Below are 5,320 nucleotides of genomic sequence, written 5' to 3'. Positions count from 1 at the left end.
GAAATATAAGGACCGTGCAACGGATGAGGAACACACGGTTGAACTGGCGGGGATCTTTGTACAGATCGGGCTGTTGCCAAACACGGATTTCCTGAAAGCATCAAAAGTGGAACTCACTAACCGTGGCGAGATCGTGATTAACGAGCGCAACGAAACCAGTGTGAAAGGTGTATTTGCTGCCGGTGACTGTACCACGGTGCCGTACAAGCAGATTATCATCGCCACCGGTGAAGGTGCCAAGGCATCACTGTCTGCTTTTGATTACATTATCCGTTCGGGGCAGTAATTAAAAAAGCCAAAGTGGCTATGTACATTGACATAGACACTTTGGCTTTAGTTCCCCAAGTTTTTGTTTTACCCTGTTTATAGGAACTCAGCACGCTAACTCTGGGTTCCTTTTTTTTATCACCACCATTTCCATGGTTATTCTGTTTTTCTACATTTTTTGTTTTGCGCTTTTTTATTGTTCTTACCCCAATCTTGTTATATTTAATTAAGCAAGTTTGATGCCATCTCCAAATATTTTTTAAAACTTAAATAAATTCAAGTTTTTAAACTTTTGCATCAATTGCTCTTGTGTTTCCACATGCTCTGGATGCGGAATAATGCACTCAATTGGGCATACGGCTATACAGGTTTGGTGCTCATAAAAGCCGACACATTCTGTACAGCGGTTCACATCAATTTCATACACCTTATCGCCCTCATAAATGGCTTCATTCGGACATTCAGGCAAACACATATCGCAGTTGATGCATTTATCGGTAATCAATAAAGCCATGTTGATCTCTCTAACATTAGACCGCTTGATAGGCCAACGAGGATGCTGAAATATCTGCCGTCGAATTCGGCAAGTTGCGAATCAGCAGGGCATAGTTCATGTCTACATCGGCAGGGACAGGAATATCCACGACATGGCCTGAACCTTTGGCATCCTCAATCAGGTTCCCTTTTTTATCTTTCATTTCTGTTAAAGTAAACGTGATATTGCCTGAAGTGGTCATCAGCTCAAGCGAGTCACCGACCACAAAACGGTTTTTCACATCAATCTTGATGTAGTCACCGTTACGCTCTAATACTTCACCGACAAACTGCTGATGGTCAAAACGCGATGAACCGGTTTCATAATTTTGATATTCAGTATGTACATGACGACGCAGGAAACCTTCCGTATAGCCACGATTCGCCAAGCCTTCCAGCTGAGTCATCAGGGATGGATCAAACGGTTTGCCCTCTAGCGCATCATCAATCGCTTTACGGTAAATCTGTGCAGTACGCGCGCAGTAGAAATAGGACTTGGTGCGACCTTCAATTTTTAAGGAATGAATGCCCATTTTGGTTAAACGGTCGACATGCTGTACCGCACGCAAGTCTTTAGAGTTCATGAAGTAGGTGCCATGTTCGTCTTCTTCGGCTGCAAACATGTCTTCTTCATTGCGCTGTAATAAAACCGGCTCGCCAAATTGGTGTTGTTCTAGGGCGTGTTGCTCATCGGCATCTTGGTTTTTGCAGCATGCTGATTCTTCGATTTGTTGAACTGGAATCACATCTCCAGTTTCATCTTCAGCTGCTTCGTGAATTTTATAATCCCAGCGACACGCATTGGTGCATGCGCCCTGATTGGCATCACGTTTATTCATATAGCCAGAAAGCAGGCAACGACCGGAATAAGCCATACATAATGCACCATGCACGAAAACTTCAATTTCCATGTCAGGAACATTATTTTTAATTTCTTCAATTTCTTCGATAGAAAGTTCACGTGACAGAATGACACGAGTGAGTCCCATGTTTTTCCAGAATTTTACCGTTGCCCAGTTCACGGCATTGGCCTGTACAGACAAGTGAACCGGCATGTCGGGAAAATGTTCACGCACCATCATGATTAAACCCGGATCGGACATGATCAGTGCATCTGGATTCATCCCAATGACAGGTTCCAAGTCACGAATGAAGTTTTTTAACTTTGAGTTATGCGGCTGGATATTCACGACCACATAGAATTTTTTGCCCAAGGCGTGTGCTTCGGCAATGCCAATTGCCAGATTGTCATGATCAAAAGCATTGTTACGTACACGTAAACTATAACGTGGCTGACCTGCATATACCGCATCGGCACCATAGGCAAAGGCATAGCGCATGTTTTTCAGCGAGCCGGCAGGAGAAAGAAGTTCGGTTACGTGTGAAATGGTCATGTCTTTAAAGGCATAAAAAAACTATGGCTTTATTGTAGGGATCTAGAAAAATGATTCAACCTAGTAAATTAGTTGGATATTTCCTTATTTTCGGCTTCGAGCTGCTTCAAAATCTGGCAGCTGTCAATGGTTTTGGTGCTACTGCAAGAGGCACGTAGCTGGATGAGCTGTTGTTGAAATTTTTGTAATTCTATAATTTTATCAGTGACTTGTTCAATGTGTTGTTCAATCAGCTGATTCACTGCATGGCAGCTTTGCGAGGGCTGCTGTTCGAGTTCAAGCAACGCTTCAATCTCGCCGAGTGAAATATCGAGCGTGCGACAGCGTTTAATAAACATCAGTCGTTTGAATGTATTTTCATCATAATAGCGATAATTATTATCTGCCCGAAAACTCGGCTGGATCAGCTGCTTTTTCTCATAAAAACGGATTGTGTCCGTGCTGAGCTGAGTTTTATTGGCCAACTCTTTAATTAAATAATATTTAGGTGTATTCATACTTGACCTTGGAGTTACTCCATAGTTTTGAATAACAGTAATATAAACAAGGTTATGAATAAAGTCATAGAGGTGATGAAAAATGGCATGTACTTGCAGTCATGAACCTGCACCGCAAAAGCCAAATAGCAAATTTCGGACGGCTTTGTGGATTGCGCTCATTATTAATATTGTGATGTTTATCGTGGAATTGATTGGGGGCGCTTATGCACACTCTTCTGCACTTTGGGCAGATTCCCTCGATTTCTTTGGTGATGCGGTGAATTATGGCATTTCACTGGCCGTATTGGGTGCAAGTCTATACTGGCGTGCTACAGTGGCGTTGATAAAAGGCATCACCATGGCGCTATTTGGTTTTGTGGTCATTGCAAAAGCGCTCTATGCCTATGTGCAAGGCATTCCGCCCGAAGCCATGACTATGGGGGCAATTGGTCTGCTTGCTTTAATTGCCAATGTCACTGCGGCCGTGATTTTATATGCCTTTCGTGACGGTGACTCAAATATGCAGTCGGTCTGGCTGTGTAGCCGTAATGATGCTATTGGCAATGTCGCGGTGATTTTGGCTGCGGTCGGTGTGTTTGGTACGGGGAGCATGTGGCCGGATATTGTGGTTGCCGTGATTATGGCAAGTTTAGGTTTAACGGCAGGGTATCGGGTGATTCAAAAAGCCTTACAAGAACGCAAAGAGAATAAGCCTTTTGTACCGGCATCTGAGTAATTAAATAAGAGAAAAAACCGAGCTCATAAGCTCGGTTTTTTAAATAGCTCAGTATCTTATTTTTCAACGAATGCACGTTCAATGACGTAGTCGCCTAAAACGCCCATACGTGGAGATTCTTTTAGACCATGCTGGTCAAGAAGAGCCGCAACGTCGTCCAGGAATGCCGGGCTACCGCAAAGCATTGCACGGTCAGTTTCCGGGTTGAAACGTGGCAGACCGATTTTTTCGAACAATTGACCAGATTCAATGGCAGTGGTTACACGACCTTGAGTATGGAAATCTTCACGCGTTACAGTTGGGTAATACACCAATTTTTCTTTAGCACCTAACTCACCGAAGAATTCATGGTTTGGAATTTCGTTGAGAATCAAATCTTGATAAGCCAGTTCAGAAATGAAACGTGTACCGTGAACCACGATGATTTTTTCAAAACGTTCATAGGTTTCAGGATCACGAATCACGGACAGGAATGGAGCAAGACCGGTACCAGAAGAAAGAAGGTACAAGTTTTTACCCGGGTTCAAATCGTCCAGAACCAAAGTGCCTGTAGGTTTTTTAGAAACCAGGATTTCGTCACCCACTTTTACTTTTTGCAGGATAGAAGTTAAAGGACCATCTGGAACTTTAATAGAGAAAAACTCTAATTCTTCTTCGTAGTTAGCACTTGCAATTGAATAAGCGCGCATTAAAGGCTTACCATTCACTTCAAGACCGATCATCACAAATTGTCCGTTTTTAAAACGTAATGCAGTATCACGAGTTGTTTTAAAAGAGAATAAAGTGTCATTCCAGTGGTGGACGTGAGTAATCTTTTCGACGTTGAAAGCAGCCATTAAAGGTCTCAATAAGTTATCAAATTAGAACAGCTTACTATTCTAATCTAAAAACATTCTCGATAAACTGAATATATTTAATTGAACTTATCAGAAAAAGTGATTATGACTGAGCTTAAAATGCCAATAATCGGGTATATGAAATCGCCTTATAAAGAAAAATTTGGCATTCCACGCCAACCCAATCTGGTACAGGTCGAGTCCTATATTGAAATGGTTGAGCCTTATAATGATTTAACCGCTTTTGAAGGGATTGAGGAATTTAGTCATCTCTGGCTATTGTGGCAGTTTCATGACAATAAAAATCAGCAGCAAAGTCAAAACTTTAGACCGCAAGTTCGTCCACCGCGCTTGGGAGGCAATAAAAAAATCGGGGTATTTGCCACACGCAGCATGTACCGGCCATCACCCCTCGGTTTATCCGTGGTCCAGCTGAAAGCCGTGAAAAAAGTCGGCAAGTCGGTACGTGTGTATGTGACAGGCAGCGATCTTCTGGATGGCACGCCGATTGTCGATATTAAACCTTATATCCAATATTCAGATGTTGTGGTTACGGCGCAAAGTGGTTATGCACAGGATGAACCTGAACGAAACTCTGTGATCTGGACAGAAAATGCCGAACAGCAAAAGCAGGCTTTGCTCAAGCAAAAGACACTGACAGCGCAAATTGTAAATGAATTGGAACAGGTTTTATCGCTCGATCCAAGACCGGCTTATCAAAATGATGCGGAGCGGGTATATGGCATGTTGTTTGCCGACTTGAATGTGAAGTTTAAGGTTGATGACCATAAGGTGCAAATTCTCGAAATTTTGACGTAAAAAAAGGAGCTTTAAGCCACTACTGTCCCATAGTTTGCTTTAAATAAAAAAACCTGAGTCTAAATAGTTAAAATATAAGTGCAAACAAACACTTTAACTATAAAGGACTCAGGTTTTGTCACATCAGAATACCGTATTTCATCAATTACTCAAACCCATTTTAAGACAAGATTTTGAACGTCTGGCTAAACTGCACCACTCTGGGCAAAAATTAAGATCAGCCACCCGCTGGGATCAGTTTGTTGCCATATTAAT

Annotated in this window: 8 protein-coding genes; 4 read left to right on the top strand and 4 right to left on the bottom strand. The window is 42.3% G+C overall.

All coding sequences use genetic code 11. The annotated features are described in order from the left end of the window. On the top strand, nucleotides 1-286 hold a 286-nt coding region (locus E0H88_RS15785), incomplete at its 5' end, for an FAD-dependent oxidoreductase (RefSeq protein WP_165493335.1). 240 nt (nucleotides 287-526) lie between these two features. On the opposite strand, the gene E0H88_RS15780 is transcribed toward E0H88_RS15785, so the two are convergent. The 3 genes from E0H88_RS15780 to E0H88_RS15770 all read right to left on the bottom strand — a co-directional run bounded on the left by E0H88_RS15780 (nucleotide 527) and on the right by E0H88_RS15770 (nucleotide 2,692). Beyond that, a complete protein-coding gene (locus tag E0H88_RS15780; RefSeq protein ID WP_131275071.1) occupies nucleotides 527-781 on the bottom strand; it encodes a YfhL family 4Fe-4S dicluster ferredoxin in 255 nt (84 codons plus the stop codon). Between the two features lie 16 nt (nucleotides 782-797). Beyond that, nucleotides 798-2,195: a prephenate-dependent tRNA uridine(34) hydroxylase TrhP gene (trhP, locus tag E0H88_RS15775; RefSeq protein ID WP_131275069.1), complete on the bottom strand. Its 1,398-nt coding sequence runs from the start codon at nucleotides 2,193-2,195 to the stop codon at nucleotides 798-800. Nucleotides 2,196-2,263: 68 nt separating this feature from the next. Next, nucleotides 2,264-2,692, bottom strand: a complete 429-nt coding sequence (locus E0H88_RS15770) for a Cd(II)/Pb(II)-responsive transcriptional regulator (protein WP_131275067.1) — start codon at nucleotides 2,690-2,692, stop codon at nucleotides 2,264-2,266. 82 nt (nucleotides 2,693-2,774) lie between these two features. Here E0H88_RS15770 and E0H88_RS15765 point away from each other — a divergent pair, with 82 nt between their 5' ends. Beyond that, nucleotides 2,775-3,410 carry a cation efflux transmembrane domain-containing protein gene (locus E0H88_RS15765; RefSeq protein WP_131275065.1) on the top strand — a complete coding sequence of 212 codons (636 nt, stop codon included), beginning with the start codon at nucleotides 2,775-2,777 and terminating at the stop codon, nucleotides 3,408-3,410. A gap of 56 nt (nucleotides 3,411-3,466) precedes the next feature. Here the strand turns inward: E0H88_RS15765 and E0H88_RS15760 are convergent, their stop codons facing one another. Further along, nucleotides 3,467-4,246, bottom strand: a complete 780-nt coding sequence (locus E0H88_RS15760; RefSeq protein ID WP_092818522.1) for a ferredoxin--NADP reductase — start codon at nucleotides 4,244-4,246, stop codon at nucleotides 3,467-3,469. 105 nt (nucleotides 4,247-4,351) lie between these two features. Here E0H88_RS15760 and tsaA point away from each other — a divergent pair, with 105 nt between their 5' ends. Together tsaA and E0H88_RS15750 are read left to right on the top strand one after the other, a co-directional pair. Then, nucleotides 4,352-5,065: a tRNA (N6-threonylcarbamoyladenosine(37)-N6)-methyltransferase TrmO gene (gene tsaA, locus E0H88_RS15755; protein WP_131275063.1), complete on the top strand. Its 714-nt coding sequence runs from the start codon at nucleotides 4,352-4,354 to the stop codon at nucleotides 5,063-5,065. 115 nt (nucleotides 5,066-5,180) lie between these two features. Beyond that, a partial coding sequence (locus tag E0H88_RS15750) for a DUF4372 domain-containing protein (protein ID WP_131275061.1) occupies nucleotides 5,181-5,320 on the top strand: 140 nt, incomplete at its 3' end.

The sequence above is a fragment of the Acinetobacter sp. ANC 4216 genome (assembly GCF_004331195.1).
GTDB classification, from domain to species: domain Bacteria; phylum Pseudomonadota; class Gammaproteobacteria; order Pseudomonadales; family Moraxellaceae; genus Acinetobacter; species Acinetobacter kookii.
The sequence above is the reverse complement of the archived record's forward strand: the minus strand, read 5'-3'. Positions and strand labels throughout refer to the sequence as shown.

Excerpts from the sequence above, each read along its gene's own strand:
- tsaA (WP_131275063.1), top strand. The coding sequence starts at position 4,352 with ATGACTGAGCTTAAAATGCCAATAATCGGGTATATGAAATCGCCTTAT.
- E0H88_RS15765 (WP_131275065.1), top strand. The coding sequence starts at position 2,775 with ATGGCATGTACTTGCAGTCATGAACCTGCACCGCAAAAGCCAAATAGC.
- E0H88_RS15780 (WP_131275071.1), bottom strand. The coding sequence starts at position 781 with ATGGCTTTATTGATTACCGATAAATGCATCAACTGCGATATGTGTTTG.
- trhP (WP_131275069.1), bottom strand. The coding sequence starts at position 2,195 with ATGACCATTTCACACGTAACCGAACTTCTTTCTCCTGCCGGCTCGCTG.
- E0H88_RS15770 (WP_131275067.1), bottom strand. The coding sequence starts at position 2,692 with ATGAATACACCTAAATATTATTTAATTAAAGAGTTGGCCAATAAAACT.
- E0H88_RS15760 (WP_092818522.1), bottom strand. The coding sequence starts at position 4,246 with ATGGCTGCTTTCAACGTCGAAAAGATTACTCACGTCCACCACTGGAAT.